The sequence below is a fragment of the Streptosporangium sp. NPDC006013 genome (assembly GCF_040614275.1).
GTDB lineage: Bacteria > Actinomycetota > Actinomycetes > Streptosporangiales > Streptosporangiaceae > Streptosporangium.
Genome location: NZ_JBEXUE010000048.1, coordinates 16047 through 33940 on the forward strand (window position 1 = coordinate 16047; position 17894 = coordinate 33940).

The 17894-nt window shown below is 73.0% G+C and carries 13 protein-coding genes; 12 read left to right on the plus strand and 1 reads right to left on the minus strand.

The genetic code is table 11. The features are described 5' to 3' along the window. The first annotated feature begins 1 nt into the window (after window position 1). From ABZ260_RS10535 to ABZ260_RS10580, 10 genes are all read left to right on the plus strand, one after another. Complete coding sequence (locus tag ABZ260_RS10535; protein WP_355615499.1) at window positions 2-1636, plus strand: carboxyl transferase domain-containing protein; 1635 nt, start codon at window positions 2-4, stop codon at window positions 1634-1636. After that, window positions 1633-3687 (plus strand): biotin carboxylase N-terminal domain-containing protein, encoded by a 2055-nt coding sequence (locus tag ABZ260_RS10540; RefSeq protein WP_355615501.1) that lies wholly within the window; start codon window positions 1633-1635, stop codon window positions 3685-3687. The genes ABZ260_RS10535 and ABZ260_RS10540 overlap by 4 nt, the downstream gene beginning before the upstream one ends. Next, window positions 3684-5456: an acyclic terpene utilization AtuA family protein gene (locus ABZ260_RS10545; RefSeq protein WP_355615503.1), complete on the plus strand. Its 1773-nt coding sequence runs from the start codon at window positions 3684-3686 to the stop codon at window positions 5454-5456. The genes ABZ260_RS10540 and ABZ260_RS10545 overlap by 4 nt, the downstream gene beginning before the upstream one ends. Further along, window positions 5453-6202: an enoyl-CoA hydratase-related protein gene (locus tag ABZ260_RS10550; RefSeq protein ID WP_355615505.1), complete on the plus strand. Its 750-nt coding sequence runs from the start codon at window positions 5453-5455 to the stop codon at window positions 6200-6202. The genes ABZ260_RS10545 and ABZ260_RS10550 overlap by 4 nt, the downstream gene beginning before the upstream one ends. Window positions 6203-6480: 278 nt before the next feature. Then, a complete protein-coding gene (locus tag ABZ260_RS10555; RefSeq protein ID WP_355615507.1) occupies window positions 6481-7290 on the plus strand; it encodes a glucose 1-dehydrogenase in 810 nt (269 codons plus the stop codon). Between the two features lie 58 nt (window positions 7291-7348). Then, entirely contained in the window at window positions 7349-8524 is a 1176-nt protein-coding gene (locus ABZ260_RS10560) for an acyl-CoA dehydrogenase family protein (RefSeq protein WP_355615509.1), read from the plus strand. A 124-nt stretch (window positions 8525-8648) separates the two neighbouring features. Then, window positions 8649-9584: an SDR family NAD(P)-dependent oxidoreductase gene (locus ABZ260_RS10565; protein ID WP_355615511.1), complete on the plus strand. Its 936-nt coding sequence runs from the start codon at window positions 8649-8651 to the stop codon at window positions 9582-9584. Continuing rightward, entirely contained in the window at window positions 9577-10728 is a 1152-nt protein-coding gene (locus ABZ260_RS10570) for an acetyl-CoA C-acyltransferase (protein ID WP_355615513.1), read from the plus strand. The genes ABZ260_RS10565 and ABZ260_RS10570 overlap by 8 nt, the downstream gene beginning before the upstream one ends. Then, window positions 10725-11867, plus strand: a complete 1143-nt coding sequence (locus tag ABZ260_RS10575; RefSeq protein ID WP_355615515.1) for an acyl-CoA dehydrogenase family protein — start codon at window positions 10725-10727, stop codon at window positions 11865-11867. The genes ABZ260_RS10570 and ABZ260_RS10575 overlap by 4 nt, the downstream gene beginning before the upstream one ends. A gap of 9 nt (window positions 11868-11876) precedes the next feature. After that, window positions 11877-14633 carry a glycoside hydrolase family 78 protein gene (locus tag ABZ260_RS10580; RefSeq protein ID WP_355615517.1) on the plus strand — a complete coding sequence of 919 codons (2757 nt, stop codon included), beginning with the start codon at window positions 11877-11879 and terminating at the stop codon, window positions 14631-14633. A 24-nt stretch (window positions 14634-14657) separates the two neighbouring features. Here ABZ260_RS10580 and ABZ260_RS10585 read toward each other — a convergent pair whose 3' ends face one another. After that, the gene (locus tag ABZ260_RS10585; protein ID WP_355615524.1) at window positions 14658-15872 is read right to left on the minus strand and encodes a helix-turn-helix domain-containing protein; all 1215 of its coding nucleotides are present in this window, start codon (window positions 15870-15872) and stop codon (window positions 14658-14660) included. Between the two features lie 108 nt (window positions 15873-15980). On the opposite strand from ABZ260_RS10585, the gene ABZ260_RS10590 reads away from it, so the two are divergent. Beyond that, complete coding sequence (locus tag ABZ260_RS10590; RefSeq protein WP_355615519.1) at window positions 15981-17312, plus strand: cytosine permease; 1332 nt, start codon at window positions 15981-15983, stop codon at window positions 17310-17312. Then, window positions 17309-17894, plus strand: a 586-nt coding sequence (locus ABZ260_RS10595; protein ID WP_355615521.1) for a TIGR03619 family F420-dependent LLM class oxidoreductase, incomplete at its 3' end; no start/stop codon positions are given. The genes ABZ260_RS10590 and ABZ260_RS10595, both read left to right, overlap by 4 nt.

Consider the following 17894-nt stretch of genomic DNA (forward strand, 5'->3'; position numbering starts at 1 on the left):
CGTGCCCACCCTCGTTTCCACCGTCGACACGCGGTCCGACACCTTCAAGGCCAACCGCGACGACATGCTCGACGCGCTCGCGCACATCGGCGGCCTGCTCTCCCAGGCCGCCGAGGGCGGCGGCAGGAAGGCCGCCGACCGGCTCCGTGCGCAGCACAAGCTCCCGCTGCGCGAGCGGGTGTCGCTGCTCATCGACCGCGACTCACCCTTCCTGGAGATCGGCGCCCTCGCCGGCAACATGACCGAGTACACGGTCGGCGGCGGCGCCATCGTCGGGATCGGGGTCGTCGAAGGCACCGAATGCGTGGTCTTCGGCAACGACCCCACAGTGCTCGGCGGCGCCATGACCGCGGTCAGCACCCCCAAGATCGACCGAGCCCTCCAGATCGCGCGGCAGAACCGCCTGCCCTACATCCAGCTCATCGAGTCGGCCGGCGGCGACCTGCGCGGCGGCGGGGGTGACGGCGACGTGGAGCGGACACTGCGCAGGAACCTCGGCCACTGGGCCGGTTCGGGACGGCTGTTCTACGAGACCACCGAGCTGTCCGGGCTGCGCGTCCCGACCGTCGCGGTGGTGTTCGGCAGCTCGACGGCGGGCGGCGCCTACCAGCCGGGGCTCTCCGACTACACGATCTTCGTGCGGAACCGGGCCAAGGTCTTCCTCGGCGGGCCACCCCTGGTCAAGATGGCCACCGGTGAGGACGCCGACGACGAGGAGCTGGGCGGGGCGGAGATGCACGCCACCGTCAGCGGTCTCGCCGACTACCTCGCCGAGGACGAACAGGACGCGCTGCGCACGGCCCGCGACGTGGTACGGCACCTGCACTGGACCAAGGGCGGTCCAGGACCGGCCTTCCCCGCCGACCCGCCGGTGCACGACCCCGAGGACCTGCTCGGGCTGATGTCGTTCGACCTGCGTACCCCCGTCGACGTGCGGGAGGTGATAGCCCGCGTCGTCGACGGCAGCCGGTTCGAGGAGTTCAAACCGCGCTACGGGCCGACCCTGGTGTGCGGGTGGGCGTCGGTCCACGGCTTCCCGGTGGGGGTACTCGGCAACAACGGCCCGCTCTTCCCCGAGTCGGCGCAGAAGGCGGCGCAGTTCATCCAGCTGTGCAACCAGTCGGACACCCCGCTGCTGTTCCTGCAGAACATCACCGGCTACATGGTGGGGCGCGACTACGAACGCGCCGGAATCGTCAAGCACGGCAGCCAGATGATCAACGCGCTGTCCAACTCGTCGGTCCCGCACATCACGGTCGTGCTCGGCGCGAGCTACGGCGCGGGCAACTACGGCATGGGCGGCCGGGCCTTCGACACCCGCTTCCTGTTCCTGTGGCCCACGGCCAAACTCGCCGTCATGGGGCCCGCGCAGATCGCCGGCGTGATGTCGATCATCCGGCGGGCGCAGGCCGCGCGCAAGGGCGTCCCCGTCGACGAGGCGGTGGAGAAGGCCATCACCGACGGGGTGGCCGACGTCGCCGAGCGCATGTCGCACGGCCTGTACGCCACCGGCCGCGGGGTGGACGACGGGGTCATCGACCCGCGCGACACCCGGACCGTGGTCGGGCTCGCCCTGTCCGCCTGTCACAGCGCCCCGGTGCGGGGCACCGAGCATTTCGGAGTGTTCCGGCCATGACCATCAGCACACTGCTCGTCGCCAACCGGGGCGAGATCGCCCGCCGGATCATCCGCACCGCGACGGCCATGGGCATCCGCACGGTCGCGGTCTACTCCGACGGCGACGCGTGCGCGCCGTTCACCCGCGAGGCCGACGAGGCCATCCCGCTCCACGGGCGTACCGCCGCCGAGTCCTACCTCGACACCGTGAAGGTCCTCGCGGCGGCGCGCGCGGCGGGAGCCGACGCCGTGCACCCCGGCTACGGCTTCCTGTCGGAGAACGCCGCCTTCGCCCGCGCCGTGCGGGAGGCGGGGATGACGTGGGTGGGCCCGTCCCCCGAGGCGATCGCCGCGATGGGCGACAAGCTCGCGGCCAAGACGCTGATGGAGCAGGCGGGGGTGCCGACGCTGGGCTCGGTCGAGCTCGGCGCGGACACCGGCTCCGCCGGCGGCACGGGTGAGGGCCCCGGCGATGACCCCGGCGGTGGCCCCGACGTCGCCGCCCGGCTCGCCGCCGCGCGGATCGGCTTCCCCGTGCTGGTCAAGGCGGCCGCGGGTGGCGGCGGCAAGGGCATGCGGGTGGTCGAGCGGGCCGAGGACCTGGCCGAGGCGGTCGCGGGAGCGCGGCGCGAGGCGCTCGCCGCCTTCGGCGACGGCACCGTCTTCCTGGAGCGCTACCTCACCGGAGCCCGGCACGTCGAGGTGCAGATCCTCGGCGACCGCCATGGCAACCTGGTGCACCTGTTCGAGCGGGAGTGCTCGCTCCAGCGTCGCCACCAGAAGGTGATCGAGGAGGCCCCCTCCCCCGCCGTCGACCCCGCGCTACGGGAGCGGATGGGGGCGGCCGCGCTCACCGCCGCCAGGGCGATCGGCTACGAGAACGCGGGCACGGTCGAGTTCCTGCTCGCCTCGGACGGGTCCTTCTTCTTCCTGGAGGTCAACACCCGGCTGCAGGTCGAGCACCCGGTCACCGAGGCGGTCACCGGGCTGGACCTGGTGCGGGAACAGCTCCTCGTCGCCCAAGGCGCCCCCCTCGCGCTCACCCAGCAGGACCTGACGATCACCGGTCACGCGATCGAGGCCCGGCTGTACGCGGAGGATCCGGAGAACGACTTCCTGCCGGTCACCGGCACGGTGCTGACCTGGGAGCCGGCCGCGACCCCCGCGGCCCGCTACGACAGCGGCATCGAGTCGGGCAGCGTCGTCGGCGTCGAGTTCGACCCGATGCTGGCCAAGGTCGTCGCCCACGCCCCCACCCGCTCCGAGGCCGCCCTGCGGCTGGCGCTGGCGCTGGAGCGCACCGCGATCCAGGGCACCACGACCAACCGCGACTTCCTCGTCGAACTGCTGCGCCACCCGCGCTTCCTGGCCGGCGACACGGACACCGACTTCATCGCGACCACGGACGTGCGCCGCGGCAGGCGCCCGGCACGGGCCGACCTGGAGGCCGCCGCGGTGATCGCGGCACTGACCGGGCAGTTCCTACGACGCGCCGCCGCCCCGGTGACCGCCGGCTTTCCCAGCGGGTGGCGCAACAGCGTGCTGCCCGAGGAGCGGGTGAGCCTCCGGCACGGTGACGACCTGGTGGAGGTGGGCTACCGGCATCGGCGCGACGGCGACTTTGAGATCTCCCTCGGTGAGCGCTGCCTGGTCGCCCGCGTGCTCTCCCCGCCGTCCCCCCGTACCGGGCCGGGCACCGGGACGGAGGTCGAAGTGGAGTTCGACGGCCGGCGCCGCAAGGCGGTCGTCCGTACCCGCGAGGCCCGCTGGTGGGTGCACGGCCCGGGCGGCGACATCGTCCTCGACGAGCTGCCGCGCTTCCCGGAACCGGAGCCCGACGGCGTCGCGGGCGGCCTGGCCGCCCCGCTGCCGGGCACGGTCGTCGCCACCCCGGTCGCCGAGGGCGACCAGGTCGTCGAGGGCGCCCTTCTCATGATCGTGGAGGCCATGAAGATGGAACACCGCATCCTCGCGCCCTACCCGGGGACCATCACCGAACTGCGGGCGGCCCCGGGGGACCAGGTGTCCGGCGGGGACGTACTCGTCGTCATCAAGGAGGAGCCGTCGTGACGTCCGCCCTGCGTATCGCCAACTGCAGCGGCTTCTACGGAGACCGGCTGGCCGCGGCCAGGGAGATGGTGGAAGGCGGGCCCGTCGACGTACTCACCGGGGACTGGCTCGCCGAGCTGACCATGCTCATCCTCGCCAAGGACCGGCAGCGCGACTCCCGGGGCGGCTACGCCCGCACCTTCGTCAAGCAGATGGAACAGGTCATGGGCACCTGCCTGGAGCGCGGCATCAAGGTGGTGGCCAACGCCGGCGGGCTCAACCCGGCCGGCTGCGCACAGGCCGTGCGCGAGGTGGCCGACCGGCTCGGACTCGCACCGGTGGTCGCCCACGTCGAGGGCGACGACCTGCTCCCCCGCCTCGGCGAGCTGCGCGCCGCAGGTCACGAGCTGCGCAACCTCGACACCGGGGCGCCGCTCGGCGAGCGCACCGTGCTGACCGCCAACGCCTACCTGGGCGGGTGGGGGATCGCGGAGGCGCTGCGCCGGGGCGCCGACATCGTCGTGACCGGCCGCACGACCGACGCGGCCCTCGTCGTCGGCCCGGCCGCCTGGCACCACGGCTGGGCGCGGGACGACTGGGACGCACTGGCGGGGGCGGTGGTCGCGGGACACGTGATCGAATGCGGCGCGCAGGCGACGGGCGGCAACTACGCGTTCTTCCAGGAGGTGCCGGGACTTGAGCACCCGGGTTTCCCGATCGCCGAGGTCGCCGCGGACGGCTCGTCGGTGATCACGAAGCACGAGTCCCACGGCGGGCTCGTCTCGACCGGCACGGTCACCGCGCAGCTGCTCTACGAGATCGCCGGACCTCGCTATCCCAACCCGGACGTCACCGCCCGGTTCGACACGGTCAGGCTCTCCCGGATCGGGCCCGACCGCGTCGCGATCCACGGCGTGCGGGGCGAGCCGCCGCCCCCGACCTCCAAGGTCTGCGTCAACCTGTACGGCGGGCACAAGGCGGTGCTCTCGTTCTTCCTCACCGGGCTCGACATCGACGACAAGGCCGACCTGCTGCTGCGTTCCCTGTGGGCCGCGCTGCCGGGCGGCCGGGAGTCCTTCGCCGAGAGCGAGGTGGACCTGATCCGCTCTGACCACCCGGACCCCGGGCGGAACGAGACGGCCTTCGCCCAGCTCCGCGTCACGCTGAAGGACCCTGACCAGACCAGGTTCGGCCGCCCGCTCACCTCGGCGGTCACCGAGCTGGGCCTGGCCAGCTATCCGGGTTTCTTCGGCGCCCCGGCCATCACGCAGGCCTACGGTGTCTACTGGCCGGCCGCGGTGCCGAGCGAGCTGCTCACCCACGAGGTCGTGATCGGCGAGGAACGCCACCCGGTGCCACCGACCCTGCCCCCCGGACCCGGGGCCGGGGAGACGGCGCCGGACTCCCCGACCCCGGCGGGGGCGGCGGTGGACGGCTCGGGAGCCGTGGTCCGCCTGCCCCTCGGGCGGATCGCCGGTGCCCGTTCCGGGGACAAGGGCGGCAACGCCAACCTCGGCGTCTGGGTGCGCACCGACACCGAGTGGGCCTGGCTGGAGACGTACCTCACCGTCCACCGGCTGCGCGAGCTGCTGCCGGAGACGGGCGGGCTCGACGTGCGGCGCCACACGTTCCCGCTGCTGCGCGCGGTGAACTTCGTGATCACCGGCCTGCTCGGCGAGGGGGTCGCCTCCTCGACCAGGATGGATCCGCAGGCCAAGAGCCTGGGCGAGTATCTGCGCGCGAAGGTGGTCGAGGTGCCCGCCGCCATCGCGGGAAGGACGGAGTCATGAGCGGCGTGCGGTACGAGGTGGCGGCCGGGGTCGCCACCCTCACGATGGACGAGCCGGAGAACCGCAACGCGCTGAGCCCGTCACTGGTCGACGGGCTGGGTGACGGCCTGTCGGCGGCGGTGGCGGACGGGGCGGTGCGGGCGATCGTGCTGACCGGCGAGGGCGGCACCTTCTGCGCGGGAGCCGACCTGCGGCCGGCGGGCGGCGCCGTCGCCCGTCACACCTTCCCGGAGCTGCTGGCCATGATCCTGGACGCTCCCAAACCTGTGGTCGCGAGGATCGGCGGGCACTGCGTGGGCGGCGGGGTCGGCCTGGCCGCCGCCTGTGACCTGTCGATCGCCGCCGAGCACGTCCGCTTCGGGTTCACCGAGGTCCGCCTCGGCGTCGCCCCGGCGATGATCTCGGTCGTCTGCCTGCCGAAGCTGCGGCGTGCGGACGCCGCGGAGCTGTTCCTCACCGGCCGGAGGTTCCCGGCCGCCCGCGCGGCCGAGATCGGCCTCATCACCCGTGCCGTCCGGGCCGAGGAGCTCGGCGAGGCCGTCGAGGAGGTGCTGGGCGAGCTCGTCGCGGGCGGGCCGGCCGCGCTGGCCGCCTCGAAGGAGCTGCTCGCGCGGGTCCCGGCGATGGACAGGGACGCCGCCTTCGCGTACACGGCGGAGCTGTCCCAGCGGCTTTTCGGCTCGCCCGAGGCCGCCGAGGGCATCTCCGCGTTCCGTGAGCGGCGCCCCCCGCGCTGGGTCCCCTGATATTCCCGCCGTGACGGACTCGGCCATGGCACCGTACGGAGCGCCGGCCGGGCAGCGGGCCCGGGGCAGGCGACGTCTCGGCTTCCTGGACCACAAGGCGCTCGCCTCCTCACCCGGCTCTTCGCTCCGCTGTGGCACGCCTTGACCGGTTGACCACTCTTTTCCAGCCCCCGGCCCCGGCGCGGCCGGGGGTGCGGGCGGGCACGACGCCCGTTGACACCTCCGCGCCGCCATGTCTAATGTTTTAGCGAATCGCTAATTAACCAGAAAGGTGATCGATGGACAAGGTCACCGCACACACCGGCACGGACGCGGCCTCCGGCCTCACCGGAGCCGACCCGCTCTTCGACCTGACCGGCAAGGTGGTGCTCGTCACCGGCGGCAGCAGGGGCCTGGGACGGGCGATGGTGCGGGCCTTCGCGGCCCGCGGCGCGCACGTGGTCATCGCGAGTCGCAAGCTGGAGGCCTGCCAGGCCCTCGCGAAGGAGATAGCGGCCGCCCACGGCGGCGAGGCGTTCCCGGTGAGCTGCAACGTGAACGACTGGTCGCGGTGCGACGAGCTCGCCGACGTGGTGTACGAACGTTTCGGGCGGGTCGACGTGCTGGTCAACAACGCGGGCAGCTCGCCGACGTTCCCGAGCCTCGACGCGGTCACCGAGGAGCTTTACGACAAGGTCCTCGCGCTGAACCTGAAGGGCCCCTTCCGGCTGATGGCCAGGATCGGCACCGCGATGGCCGCGGCGGACGGCGGCTCGATCATCAACATCTCCTCACTGGCCTCGGTCCGCCCCAGCCCCATCCTGGTGCCCTACGCCGCCGCCAAGGCCGGGCTCAACGCGCTCACCGAGGGCTTCGCCCGGGTGCTGGCGCCGAAGGTACGGGTCAACGCCATCCTCGCCGGGCCGTTCGCGACCGACGTCTTCGCCGGCTGGGACCCCGAGACCTTCAATGCCGTCATGGCCGAGCCCCTGGCCCTGAAACGGGCCGGGCGCCCCGAGGAGATCGTCGGCGCCGCCCTGTACTTCGCCTCGGCGGCGTCCAGCTTCTGCACCGGATCCCTGCTCCGGGTCGACGGCGGCGCCCCCTGAGGCTCGCCGGGCCGCGGCGACGGCCACAGTCAACCGGACACAGTTAAGGCGGACGACATTGGAATTCCTGACTCCTCCCCCCGATCACCCCTCACGCCTGAGACTCAGGCAGTGGCTGCGTGACAATCCCGACCCGGACCACGACGCCCTGGCCGGCGCCGGATACGTGGCGCCGCACTGGCCCACCCCCTACGGGCTGGACGCCGGCCCGCTCGACCAGCTCGGCATCGACGAGGAGCTCCGCGCCGCCGGAGTGTCGCTGCCGGTGAACCCCATCGGGATCGGCTGGGCCGGGCCGACGATCCTGGTGGGCGGCACCCAGGAGCAGAAGGACCGCTACCTGCGCCCGATGCTGGCGGGCCGGGAGATCTGGTGCCAGCTCTTCAGCGAGCCCGGCCACGGCAGCGACCTGGCCAACCTGTCGACCCGGGCGGTGCGCGACGGCGACCACTACGTGGTGAACGGTCAGAAGCTCTGGACCTCCGACGCGCACCGCGCCCACTTCGGGATCCTCATCGTCAGGACCGACCCGGACGCCCGCAAGCACCGGGGGATCTCGTACCTGATCTGCCCCATGGACACCCCCGGCATCACCGTCCGGCCCGTCTACGACATGACCGGGACCTTCTACCTCAACGAGGTCTTCTTCGACGACGTCCGCATCCCCGCCGCCAACCTGGTCGGCGCGGAGAACGACGGATGGCGGCTGGCGAAGGTCACCCTGGGCAACGAGCGGGTCTCGCTGTCGGGCGAGGGCGCGCTGTGGGGGTCGGGCCCGACCGCGCAGGACCTCGTCGAGCGGCTGCGCGAGCGGGGTGGCGTGGCCGACCCGATCCTGCGGCAGCGGGTGGCCCAGGTCTACATCGTCGGGGAGATCCTGCGGCTCATCCGGCTGCGCACCGTCGCCGCGGCGGTGCAGGGCAGGCCGCCGGGCCCGGAGGCCTCCATCCGCAAGGCGCTCTCCGACGAGCACGGCCAGGAGGTGATGGCGGTCGCCAAGGAGCTCGCGGGCAGCGCCGGGATGCTGCTCGACCACACCCCCTTCGACGGCGAGCACCAGATCTGGGACCACGGGTTCCTCTTCGCCCCGGCGCTCACCGTCGGCGGGGGCACCGCGCAGATCCAGCGCAACATCATCGCCGAGGCCGTGCTGGGACTGCCTCGCGAGATCGACGTCGAGGCCGGTCTCACCTGGAACGAGGCCCGCGCGGCGGTCGCGGCGGCCCGCCGGTGAGCGCCACCCGAACGGGCGCCCCGGCCTGCGAGTGCCCTGCCGCCACCGGCGCGGCGAAACACGACCCGGCCCAGAGAACAGCACAGAAAACGGCCCAGACGACAGTGCGGAGGACGGTACAGAAATGATCGAATTCGACGGGCGGGTGGCGATCGTCACCGGTGCGGGCGGCGGGCTCGGCCGCACCTACGCCCTGGAGCTGGCCCGGCGCGGCGCGGCGGTGGTGGTCAACGACCTCGGCGGAGCCCGGGACGGCGCCGGCGCGGACACCACCGCCGCCGACCGGGTGGTCGCCGAGATCCGCGAGGCGGGAGGCCGCGCGATCGCCGACCACGGCTCGGTGACCGACCCCGAGGCGGGGCAGGCGATGGTGGACCGTGCCGTCTCCGAGTTCGGCGGCGTCGACATCCTCATCAACAACGCGGGCATCCTGCGGGACCGCAGCGCCGCCAAGCTCACCCCGGGCGACGTGGACGCGGTGCTCGACGTCCACCTGCGGGGGGCGTTCAACGTCACGCTGCCCGCCTACCGGGTGATGAAGGCGGCCGGCTACGGCCGGATCGTCTTCACCTCCTCGATCGCCGGGCTGCTCGGCAACTTCGGGCAGGCCAACTACGGCGCGGCGAAGATGGGCCTGGTCGGGCTGGCCAACGTCATCTCGGTCGAGGGCGAGAGGTACGGCGTGCTGGCCAACTCCATCGCGCCGATCGCCCTGACCCGGATGACCGAGGACCTGATCGGCCCGGGGCGGGAGATGCTCGCCCCCGAGTGGGTGACACCGCTCGTGACCTACCTGGTGAGCGAGCGGTGCGAGGTCACCCGGGAGATCTTCTCGGTGGGCGGCGGCCGCTACGCCCGGATGTTCGTCGGGGTGACCCCCGGCTGGTTCACCCCGGGAAGCGTGCCCAGCGCGGAGGACGTCTGGGAGCACCTGGCGGACATCCGCGACATCGACGATTTCTCGCTGCTCCGCAGCGCCCCGGAGGAGAGCGCCCTGCTCGCCTCCATGATGCAGGCCCACCTGGCCCCTTCCGAGCAAGGAGATCTGAGCAATGCGTGATGTGGTGATCGTCGAGGCGGTGCGGACGCCGATCGGCAGGCGCAAGGGCGGCCTGTCGGAGGTCCACCCCGTCAACCTGCTCGCCGCCGTGCAACGGGCCGCCGTCGAGCGGGCCGGCCTCGACCCGGCCGAGGTCGGCCAGGTGATCGGCGGGTGCGTCAGCCAGACCGGCCGCCAGGCGGCGAACATCACCCGCTCGGCGTGGCTGACCGCCGGCCTGCCTTACGAGGTGGCGGCCTGCACCGTGGACGCCCAGTGCGGCTCCTCCCAGCAGGCGGTCAACCTCGCCGCCGCGCTGGTCGGCGCCGGGACCGTCGACGTCGCGCTCGCCTGCGGGGTGGAAGCCATGAGCCAGATCCCGCTGGGCTCGACGATGGCGGGCGGCGCGCTGGGCTACCCGTGGGAGGTCGAGGGGTACCCGTACCAGTGGACCTCGCAGTTCCAGGGCGCCGAGCTCATCGCGCGCGAGTGGGGGCTCGGCCGCGCCGACCTGGACCGGTTCGGCGCCGAGTCGCAGCGGCGGGCCGCCCTCGCCTGGCAGGAGGGCCGCTTCGACGGGCAGATCGTCGAGGTCGCCGGGGTGACCCGCGACGAGGGGCCGCGCGAGACCACCCTGGAGGGACTGGCGGGCCTCAAACCGGTCGTCGGCCCCGACGACCCCCTGATCGGGCCCGAGGGCGGCCTGCACACGGCGGGCACCTCCTCGCAGATCTCCGACGGCGCCGCCGCCGTGCTCCTGATGACGGCGGAGAAGGCCGCGGCGCTCGGCCTGCGCCCGCGGGCCCGCGTCGTGGACACCTGCCTGGCCGGCTCGGACCCGGTGCTGATGCTCACCGGCCCCATCCCCGCGACGCGGCGGCTGCTCGCGCGCAGCGGCCGCGCGATGTCCGACATCGACGTCGTGGAGATCAACGAGGCGTTCGCCTCGGTCGTACTGGCGTGGCAGGCCGAGCTGAAGGCCGACGAGACGACGGTCAACCCCAACGGCGGGGCCATCGCGCTCGGCCACCCGCTGGGCGGCACGGGCGCGTTCCTCACCACCAAGGCGGTGCACGAGCTGGAGCGGTCCGGTGGCGAGCACGCGCTGGTCACGATGTGCTGCGGAGGTGGCATGGGCACCGGCACGCTGCTCCAGAGGCTGTGAGCGGCCAGGTGGCGGCGGGCGCGATGGCGGGCCTCGCCCTCTCCGAGGAGCAGGAGGAGTTCCGGCGCACCATCCGCGCCTTCCTCGACCAGCGGTCTCCGGAGTCCGAGGTCAGGCGGTTGATGGAGACCGAGCAGGGCTACGACGAGGACGTCCTGCGGCAGATGAACGAGCAGCTCGGGCTGGGCGGGCTGGTCATCCCCGAGGAGTACGGCGGGTCGGGCTTCGGGTTCGCCGAGCTGGTGGTGGTCCTGGAGGAGATGGGCCGGCGGCTGCTGTGCGCGCCGTACCTGTCGACGGCGGTGGCGGTCCAGGCACTGCTGCACTGCGGCGACGACGAGACCAGGAAACTCTGGCTGCCCCGGATCGCGGCGGGCGAGACGATCGCCACGCTCGCCCTCGCCGAGGACTCCGGCCGCTGGGACGAGACCGGCGTCACCGCCGTCGCCCGGCCCGGCGCCGGCGGCTGGACGGTGACGGGCGCGAAGTCCTTCGTCCTGGACGGCCACGTCGCCGACCTGATCCTGGTGGCGGCCCGCACCGGTACCGGCGTCTCGCTGTTCGCCGTACCGGGCGACGCCCCCGGGCTGGTCCGCACGCCGCTGCGGACCCTGGACCCGACCCGTAAACAGGCCAGGGTCGAGCTGACCGGCACCCCGGCCGTGCTGGTCGGGGCCGAGGGACAGGCCGGGGCCGCCCTGGAGCGGGTCGTCGACCTCGCCGCCGTCGCCCTGGCCGCCGAGCAGGTGGGAGGCGCGCGGTTCCTGCTGGAGGAGACCGTCCGCTACGCCAAGGACCGCCACCAGTTCGGCCGTCCCATCGGCGGCTTCCAGGCGATCAAGCACAAGTGCGCCGACATGCTGCTCGGGGTCGAGTCGGCCGCGACGGCGGTGCACTACGCGGGCCGGTGCGCGGCCGCCCTCGACGACGAGCTGCCGACGGTGGCGGCTCTGGTCAAGGCGCACTGTTCGGAGACCTTCTTCCGCACCGCCGCCGAGGCGATCCAGGTGCACGGCGCCATCGGGTTCTCCTGGGAGCACCCCGCGCACCTGTACTACAAGCGCGCCAAGAGCGGCGAGCTGCTCTTCGGCGACCCCGCTCACTGGCGTGAGCTGCTGGCCCGCCGCCTCGGACTGTGAGGGAGCACGATGACCGTCAACGTGACCGACATCCGGTTCGAGCACCTCCGCGAACCGCTGGGCGTCGGCGTGGCCCGCCCGCGCCTGTCGTGGATCGCGCGGACCTCGCGCGGCGGATGGCTGCAGAGCGCGTACGAGATCGAGGCCAGGGGCGAGCGGGTGCGGGTCGAGTCCGGCGACTCGGTGCTCGTGCCGTGGCCGTTCGCGTCGCTGGCCTCGCGGGAGCGCGTGGCCGTGCGGGTGCGCGTGGAGGGGCCGGACGGGCTGTCGCCGTGGAGTGAGGAGGTCTGGGTCGAGGCGGGGCTGCTGGACCCGGCGGACTGGTCGGCGCGGTTCACGAGCCCGGGTGCGGGCTCGCTGCTGCGCGGGGAGTTCGAGGTGGGGGCCGGCGTGCGCTCCGCCCGGCTGTACGCGACCGCGCTGGGTCTGTACGAGGCGGAGCTGAACGGCGTCGTGGTCGGCGACCACGTGCTGGCGCCGGGCTGGACGGCGTACGAGCACCGGCTGCGCTACCAGACCTTCGACGTGACCGGCCTGCTGCGCGAGGGTGCCAACTGCCTGGGGGCCACCCTGGGTGACGGCTGGTACCGGGGCCGGTTGGGCCCCGGGGGCGGGCGCGCCCTGTACGGGGACACGCTGGCGCTACTGGCCCAGCTGGAGATCTCCTACCGGGACGGCACGGTCCAGCGGTTCGTCACCGGCGAATCCTGGCTGGCCGCCCCCGGGCCGCTGGTCTCCGCCGACCTGTACGACGGGGAGGAGCACGACGCCCGGCTGGAACGGCCTGGCTGGTCCTCCCCCGGCCACGACGTGTCCGGCTGGTCACCGGCCGGGATCGTGGAGCGGGACCTCGCCACGCTGGTCGCGCCCACCGGGCCGCCGGTGCGCCGCACCGAGTTCGTGGCGCCGGTGGAGGTCCACGCCTCGGCGCACGGTACGACGATCCTGGACTTCGGGCAGAACCTCGTCGGCCGGCTGCGGATCACCGTCTCGGGCGAGCGGGGCGAGCGGGTGGTGCTGCGGCACGCCGAGGTCATGCAGGACGGCGAGCTCCACTACGAGACGATGCGCAGCGCCAGGGCCACCGACGTCTACACCCTGCGCGGCGGCGGCCCGGAGACCTACGAGCCGCGCTTCACCTTCCGCGGCTTCCGCTACGCGGAGATCTCCGGGCCCGTCCGCCCGCAGGACGTGACAGCGGTGGTGTGCCACTCCGACCTGGAACGCACCGGCTGGTTCACCTGCTCCGACCCACTGGTGAACCGGCTGCACGAGAACGTCGTGTGGAGCATGCGGGGCAACTTCGTGGACGTGCCCACCGACTGCCCGCAGCGCGACGAGCGCCTGGGCTGGACGGGCGACCTGCAGGTGTTCGCCCCTACCGCCTCGTTCCTGTACGACAGTGCCGGCCTGCTCACCGGGTGGCTGGCCGACCTGGCCGCCGAACAGCGCGAGGACGGGCTGGTCCCGTACGTCATCCCCCGGGTGCCCGCGTACTCCGACCGGGCGGCGGCGGCCTGGGGCGACGCCGCGGTGATCGTGCCGTGGGTGCTCTACCGCCGTTTCGGCGACGCCGGGGTGCTGGCGGAGCAGTTCGGCAGCATGCGCGGCTGGGTGGACCACCTGGAGACCCTGGCCGGGGAGAGCCGGCTGTGGGACCGGGGGTTCCAGTTCGGCGACTGGCTGGACCCGGCCGCGCCCCCCGACCGGCCCGACCAGTCCAGGACCTACCCGGAGATCGTCGCCACCGCCTACTTCGCCCGCTCGGCCGAGCTGCTGTCCCGCGCCGCCGGCGTGCTCGGCCGCGCCGAAGAGGAGGCCAGGTACGGAGAGCTGGCCGGGCAGGTGCGGCGGGCGTTCCAGGAGGAGTACGTCGCCGCCTCCGGCCGCCTGCTCAGCGACTCGGTGACCGGGTACGCGCTGGCACTGGAGTTCGCGCTGCTGCCGACGCCCGTCCAGCGGCGCCGGGCCGCGCTGCGGCTGAGGGAGCTGGTGCGCGCCGGCGGCTACACCATCCCCACCGGGTTCGTCGGCACCCCGCTGGTCTGCGACGCGCTGGCCGAGACCGGTCACCTCGACGCCGCCTACCACCTGCTCATGCAGACCGAGTGCCCGTCGTGGCTGTACACCGTCGTCCAGGGCGCCACCACGATCTGGGAGCGCTGGGACGGCCTGCTGCCCGACGGCCGGGTCAACCGGGGGGACATGACCTCCTTCAACCACTACGCGCTGGGGGCGGTCGCCGACTGGCTGCACCGCACCGTGGCCGGGCTGGCTCCCGCTGAGCCCGGCTACCGCAGGCTCGCCGTCCACCCCCGGCCCGGCGGCGGCCTCACCCACGCGAGCGCCCGGCTGCGCACCCTGTACGGCACGGCCGAGGTCTCCTGGCGGATCGAGGACGGGCAGATCACCGTAGAGGCCGTCGTGCCCGCCAACACCGTCGCCGAGGTCACCCTGCCCGGCGGCGACCGGATCACCGTCGGCTCGGGCGGCCACCGCTGGACCACCGCCCACCGCGACGACGGGGCGGGCCTCGCGCCGCTGACCCTGGACAGCACGCTGGGCGAGGTCGCCGACCGGTCCGGGGGGCTGGGGATCGTCACCGGCACCATCGTGCGGCACGTACCCGAGCTCGCCGATTACCTGAAGACCAGCCGGAGCACCGCGGAACAGCACACCACGGTCCGCCAGGCCCTGGCCCTGCTCCCCGGCAACGAGCCCATCCTCGCCGAGATCGAGGCGGCCTTCGCCGGGATGCGCCGCTGAGACCCGTCCAGGAGCCGGGGCCGGTCACTCCGGGCCGCGGTCGTCGAGCCGCGCGTCCTGCCGGCCCTGGCCGAGCTCGTCGGCCCGCAGCGCGAGGAGGACGTCGGGGCGCAGCAGCCGGGAGGGGGCGTCCAGGTCCAGCAGCCGGAGGATGCGGCGCAGGCGGTAGCTGACGGTGTTCTCGTGGATCGACAGGTGCTGCGCGGTCAGCCGTACCGACAGGCCGCAGGCGAGGTAGGTCCGCAGGGTCTCGATGAGCACCGGGCTGGGTCTCAGCGGGGTCAGCACCGTGTCCACCAGGCGGCCGGCGTCGAGGGGGTTGCCGATGAGAAGCACCTCGGGGATGACCCGCTCGAAGTGGACGACCACGCGGTCGGCCCCCATCCGCAGCCCGGCCTCCAGGGCGGCCAGCGCCTCCCGGCACGACCCGCCCGCCTCCCCGAGCCTGGGCCGCGGTTCGCCGAGGCCCAGGACGAGGCCCGGCGGGATGCCCGGCCGGCGGGCGGCGCGGGTCAGCGCCTCGTCGAGGCCGGGCGCGTCGGCGAGCAGAAGCAGCATGGTGGCTCCCTTGCTCCCGGCGAGGATCCGGCTGCGCAGCCGGGGGCGCAGCGAGTCGAGCACCGCCTTCTGCGCCCTGGCGAGCGCGAGCGGGCTGGTCACGTCGGCCATGCCGATCGCGGCGGCGCGGTGCGGCACCTGGGCGGGCACTCCGACGAGCCGGGCGCGTTCCTCGACGTCGGCGGGGTCGAGCGGCTCCCCGCCGGCGAGCCGGGACACCAGGTCGGTGGCGATCTGGTCGAGATGGGCGGCGGCCTCGCTGCGGGTCTGGCGGTAGGCGTCGGTCGAGGCGTCGATCATGGAATCGGTCAGCGCGGCCAGCCGCTGCACGAGCCCGGCGAGGTCGTGGCCCTGGACCGACGGCCCGGCCGCGGCGGCGAGCCGCTCCAGTAGCGCCCGCTCGGCGGTGTGCCAGGAGGCGACCAGGCTCTCGATCGGCACGCCCTGGATGGCCCGCCGCTGGCCGAGCAGCGCCGCGGACAGCAGTTCGGCCTCGGTGAGGGCCCGCCGCTCGGCCACCGCCGTGAGCACGGCGGTGAGGTTGGGCGCGACCATCCCGGTGAGGTCCTCGACCTCCATCCGCGCCTGGTCGTATCCGGGCAGGCGCTCCCAGACGGTGCCGACCAGGGTGGCCGCGATCTCCTCGACCTGCGCGAGGAGGCCGCGGGCCTTTTGTGTCATGTCCACAAAAGCGATCTCCCCATCTTCCGGCAGAGCCACGTAGTTGGGCATACGCCCCTTAATGGACTATGGACTATCCCAGGGCACAGTCCCAGTCAAGGAGGCGCTATGAGTACAAAAGTGGAGTCGGAGTCGATCGCCACCGACCTCGACGACCACGCGCTGGAGCCTGTGCCCGCGCATCGGCGCAAGTCCCTGATCCAGATGATCATCGTCCAGATCGGCTGGAACATCAGCGTCAGCAGCTTCCTCGTCGGCGGTGTCGTGGGCGGCGGGACCACCTTCGGCGAGGGAATGGCCGCGATCCTCGTCGGCAACCTGGTCCTGGTGGCCGTGTCCGCGCTGATCGGGCTGGTCGGCTACCGGACCGGCCTGTCCAGCTACCTCGCCGCCAGGGTCGTCTTCGGCCGCCAGGGCGCGGTCGTGGTCTCGCTGCTGCTCGGTGTGATCGCCATGGGGTTCATCGGGGTGCTGATGGACACCTGGAGCGGGGCGGTGCACAAGCTGATTCCAGCGATCCCGCCATGGGCCTTCATTCTGGCGTTCGGCGCCGCCATCACCACGACGGCGATCTTCGGGTTCAAGGGGCTGGCGAAGTTCTCCGCGATCGCGGTGCCCATCGAGGTCGCGATCGCGCTGCTGGCGCTCTTCAAGATCGGTGGCGGGGACGGCGGGTTCGCCGAGATGGCCGCCCAGCAGCCCGCGGTGCCCATCGGGTTCGCCGTCGCGGTCGGCGCCGTCATCTCGACGTGGATCACCGGCGCCGCGCTCGTCGGGGACGTGACGCGTTTCGCCTCCCGCGGCCGCGACGTGATCATCTCCTGCTTCGCCGGGTTCGTCGTGGGCGCGGGCGTCTTCGAGATCATCGCCACCGTCTCGGCCATGTCCGTGGGCAACAGCAACTTCGTGCTGGTCATGCAGGGACTGGGCCTGCTGGCCCCGGCCGCGGTGATGCTGGTGCTGGCCCTGTGGAACACCGCCGACAACAACCTCTACTCGGCCTCGCTCGCCTTCACCAACGCCTCCAACACCCTGGGGCTGCGTGTCGGCAAACCCACCTGGACCATAATCTCGATCGTCATCGCGATCCTGGTCGCCTTCGCCGGCCTGGCCGCCCAGTTCCTCGTCTTCCTGAACGTCATCGCGATCATCGCGCCGCCGTTCGCCGGCGTGCTCATCGCGCACTTCTGGATCCTGGCCCGCCACCACACGGGCGACCAGCTGCTGGAGTCGGCACCGGCCGTGCGGGCCGAGGCCCTCGTGGCCTGGGTCGTGGCGGCGCTGCTGGCGAAGTACACCGACGTCCTGCTGACCGACGCCATCGAGGGGCTGGTCTACGGGTTCGTCTGCTATGCCGTACTGGGCTGGGCGGTGACCGCCCTCAGGCGGAACGCCCCGATTCCGGTCACGGCCGACGCACGGGAAGGGGATGTTCGATGAGATTCGGTCTGGGAGTGCCCACGGGCACGGAGGGACTGATGTACCCCGTCCCCTACGCCGACGCCGCCGAGGCGGTCGAGCTGGCCGTCCAGGCCGAGCGGCTGGGATTCGACTCGGTCTGGGGCAACGACCACGTGACCACGCAGGGCTACGTGCGCGAGGAGTTCGACACCCCGCCCCGCTACTACGACCCGTTCGCCTATCTGAGCTACGTCGCGGCGCTCACCAGCCGGATCCGGCTGGCCACGGCGATCATGGTGCTGCCGTTCCGCAACCCGGTGGTGGCCGCCAAGCAGGTCGCCACCCTCGACCGGCTGTCCGGAGGCAGGGCCGTGCTGGGCGTGGGCATCGGCGCCTACCGCGAGGAGTTCGAGGCGATGAACCCCGGGCGGCGCATCAACAGGGGCGAGCACGCGGCCGAGGCCATCCAGGCGCTCAACGCGTTGTTCACCGAGCGGCGCGCCTCCTTCAAGGGGCGCTGGGTCGAGTTCGAGGACGTGGAGTCCTACCCCAAGCCGGCACAGCCCGCGCTGCCGATCCTGTCCGGCGGCAACGCACCGGGCTCCCGCACCCGCGCGGCGC